The sequence below is a fragment of the Methylobacterium sp. CCH7-A2 genome, assembly GCF_001557075.1.
GTDB classification, from domain to species: domain Bacteria; phylum Pseudomonadota; class Alphaproteobacteria; order Rhizobiales; family Beijerinckiaceae; genus Allobosea; species Allobosea massiliensis.
The window spans coordinates 1-3,619 of sequence record NZ_LSKN01000292.1 but is presented as its reverse complement, the minus strand read 5'-3'; the positions used below and the strand labels follow the sequence as shown (position 1 = coordinate 3,619).

Genomic DNA, 3,619 nt, shown 5'->3' with positions numbered 1-3,619 from the left:
CGTAATCGCCCCAGCTGTACTGATGCGTCGCTGAGTAGATGCCGATCGGGAAGGCGACGACCCAGGTGAAGATGATCGTCACGAAGGACACGATCATCGTCAGCAAGAGCCGGTCCCCGACCACCTCCCGGACCGGGCGCTGATACTCGAAGGAGTAGCCCATGTCGCCCTGGAGGAGCCCGGTGACCCACCAGAAATAGCGCTCGATCACCGGCCGGTCGAAGCCGTATTCCTGCTTGAGGAATTCGATGCGGGAGAGATCGGCCTTCTCGCCCTGCGCCTGCATCTCGGCGGCCAGGGTCTCGAAATAGTCGCCCTCCGGCAGGTTGATGACGGTGAAGATCAGCGCGCTGGTGACCAGCAGCGTCGGGATCATCACCAGGATGCGCTTGAGGATGTATTTCAGCAGCATGGTCAGCCCCCGGCCTTGTCGAGAGCAGCGGTCGCTGTGGTGTCGAACCAGAAGGTGTCGGGCATGTAGCGGCCGAAGAAGGCACCGGGCTCGAAGCTGTAGAGCCCCTTCTGCGGGACGTTCTTCAGCTTGCGCGAGACCACGACCGGCTGCAGCGTGGCGTTGACGACGCCGATGGCGAACAGCTGCTCGGCATTGATCTCGAGCATGCGCCGCCAGATCCGCCGGCGCTCCTCGCGCGTCGCGCTGCTGCGCCACTCGCCGTAGAGCGAGACCAGTTCCTGCGCTTCGGGCAGATCGGGCGCCTCGCCCTCGCGCCCGCCGGTTTCGAGATACTGGCCCCAGCGCGGCCAGTTGAACTGGGCCGAGCTCGTCGGCGCCATGGCGTCGGGCTCCATATCCGCCGCGACCAGGCCGTTGTCCATGCCGGCCCAGGCCGACATCACGGTCTGCCCCGCGATGATCCGGCGGCGAAACACGTCCCGCTGGGTCGAGCGCGGGTAGATCTTGATGCCGACGGCGTAGAGGTCCTGCTTGATCAGGTCGAGGATGTCGGTCTCCTCGGTACTCTCGCCGGCGGTCTCGATGGTGAATTCGAGCCGGCGCCCGTCCGGCAGCAGGCGGATGCCGTCGGCGGCGCGCTTGTTCAGACCGGCCTCGTCCAGCAGCCGCTCCGCCAGGGCCGGATCATGCTGCATCCACATCTTCGCATAGGCGGGATCAAAGAGCGGACTCTCGGGCAGGGCGGTGTTGCCGCTCTCCTTGGCGAGGCCGAAGAAGATGACCTGGTTGATGTCCTTGCGGTTGATCGCGACGGAGAGCGCCTTGCGGTAGCGCAGGTCCCGGTTGAGGTCGCGCCAGACGGGATCGATGGCGTTCAGGTTCGGCATCAGGGCGAAATAGGAGCCCTCGGCCCTCTTCCAGAGCCGCACGTCGAAGTTCATCCGCTTCGAGGCGTCCTTCAGGAACGTGTAGTTGTCGAAGCGGAGATAGCGCGCCTGCAGATCGGCCTCGCCGGCGGCCGTCTTGGCCGGCACCAGCGAATGGGTGCCCACCGTCAGCGTGACCTCGTCGACATAGGGCAGCTGCCGGCCGTTCTGGTCGATCCTGTGGAAGAACGGGTTGCGCTGGAAGCTGAACTGCTCGGCCGGCAGCGGCGTGGTGTTGCGCCAGGGATCGAGCGTGGGCAGGTCCGGGTTCTCGGGCCGGTAAGTGCGCGAGAGGCGCTCGTGTAGCGCGCCCCAGTCGCGCACGCGTGCCTGCCGGACGCGCGAGCGCAGCGTCACCGGATCGGCGAAGTCGACATGGAACTGCTTCAGATAGCCCGAGGGCATGAAGATGTAGGTCGGTTGCGCGCCGGCGAGCGCCGGCAGGAAGATCGGGTTGGGCTTTGCCCAGCTGTAGCGAACCTCCGTCTCGCTCAGGACCTCGAAGACCGGGGGCTCGCCGCCGGCGAGCAAGGCCTGCGGCGGGCCGCCCGGCGAGAGGCGGCTGTTGTTGGCGACATTCACCCACCAGTAGCGGAAGTCCTCCGTCGTGAACGGAGCCCCGTTGGACCAGCGATGGCCGGGCCGCAGCCGCAGCGTGAAGATGCGCCCGCCCTCGACGTCGTAGCTCTCGAGCACGTCCGGGGCGATGTCGAGATTCTCTTCATAGCCGACGAGCCGCGTGTAGCCGTAGAGCGTCATCATGCGGATGTCGCGCTGATCGCCCATCAGCATGCGCATGGTGCCGCCATGCCGGCCCGGCATGCGGTCCGGGCCGGAGACATCGACGATGCGGGGCGCCAGCGGCACCCGCTGATCCACCGGCGGCAGCGAACCGGCCGCGACGCGCTCCGCCAGAGCAGGGCTGTCGATCAGCCGGGCCGGGCGGGCGGGCGCGGCCACCGAGAGGCGCGGCAGGCCGGCCGCGGCGAGGGCGGCGGCGCCCGTCAGCAGGGCGCCGCGACGGGTCGGGCGGAGCGGTCTCATCAGGCCATCTCCCGCATGTCGGCGCCCGGGCGGGCGAGCACGAAATGGCCCTCGCCGAGGGGCAGATGGGCGAGCGCCTCGCCAGCCGGATCGGCCCGGAACACCCGGCCCCAATGGCTTGAATCCGAGGCGCCGCCGGGCGCGACGAGCTTGAAGTCGAGCTTGCGGTCGAGGTCGGCGAAGGGCACCGAGCGCAGCAGCGCCTTGGTGTAGGGATGGACCGGGCGGTTGAACAGCGCGTGCCGCGGCGCGATCTCGACGATGCGCCCGTTCGCCATCACCGCGATCCGGTCCGCCATGTAGTTCACCACCGCGAGATTGTGGGAGATGAACAGGAAGGTGAGGCCGCGCTCGGCCTGCAGATCCTTGAGCAGGTTGAGGATCTGGGCCTGGACCGAGACATCGAGGGCCGAGACCGGCTCGTCGCAGATGATCAGGTCGGGGTCTAGCGCCAGCGCGCGGGCGATGCCGATGCGCTGGCGCTGGCCGCCCGAGAAGGAGTGCGGGTAGCGGTTCAGGAAGCGGACATCGAGCCCGACATCCTCCATCAGCGTCCGCACGCGTGCGGTCTGCTCGTCGCTGCCGCCCTTGCCGTGGACCGCCAGGGGCTCGCGCAGGATGCTCATCACGGTCATGCGCGGCGAGAGCGAGGAGACCGGGTCCTGGAAGATCATCTGGACGCGCGGGCGGAAGGCGCGCAGCGCCTCGCCCTCGAGCCCGAGCACGTCGACCTGCGCCTGTCCGTCGTCGAAGACGATGGACCCCGCCTGGGGCGTCACGGCGCGCATCACGATCTTGCTGACCGTGGTCTTGCCGCAGCCGCTCTCGCCGACGAGGCCGAGGCACTCCCCGCGCTCGATGTCGAAGCTGACGTCGTCGACGGCCAGCACGGTCTGCTGCGTGCCCTTGCCGAAGAAGCTGCGCGAGCCGGTGGTGTAGGCCTTGCGCAGGCCGCGCACGCTGAGCAGCGGGCTGGCCTCTGAACCCGGCTGCGGCGCGGCGCGCGGCGTGGCGGGCGGGCGGGGCCTCGCCTCCCGCAGGGCCACGAGGCGCTCGCCCTCCGCCATGTCAAAATGCGGCGAGGCCTTGAGCAGGGCCTTGAGATAGGGGTGGCGCGGACGGCGGAAGATCTCCTCGACCGGGCCGCTCTCCATGATCTCGCCGTGATAGATCACGACGACCTCGTCGGCCATGTTGGCGACGACGCCGAGATCATGGGTGATGAGCAGGATCG

General features: G+C 68.5%; 3 protein-coding genes. All 3 read right to left on the bottom strand.

Going from position 1 to position 3,619, the window contains the following annotated elements; genetic code table 11:
- Positions 1–409 (bottom strand): ABC transporter permease (locus AX750_RS22255; protein ID WP_245282494.1); only part of this gene is annotated, 409 nt, incomplete at its 3' end.
- Positions 410–414: 5 nt separating this feature from the next.
- Positions 415–2,385, bottom strand: coding sequence for an ABC transporter substrate-binding protein (locus tag AX750_RS22250; protein ID WP_067254964.1), 1,971 nt, complete (start codon positions 2,383–2,385; stop codon positions 415–417).
- On the bottom strand, positions 2,385–3,619 hold a 1,235-nt coding region (locus AX750_RS22245), incomplete at its 5' end, for an ABC transporter ATP-binding protein (protein ID WP_156446610.1). The genes AX750_RS22245 and AX750_RS22250, both read right to left, overlap by 1 nt.

What these genes read in the sequence shown, in the direction of transcription:
- AX750_RS22250 (WP_067254964.1), bottom strand. Translation starts at nt 2,385, where the DNA reads ATGAGACCGCTCCGCCCGACCCGTCGCGGCGCCCTGCTGACGGGCGCC.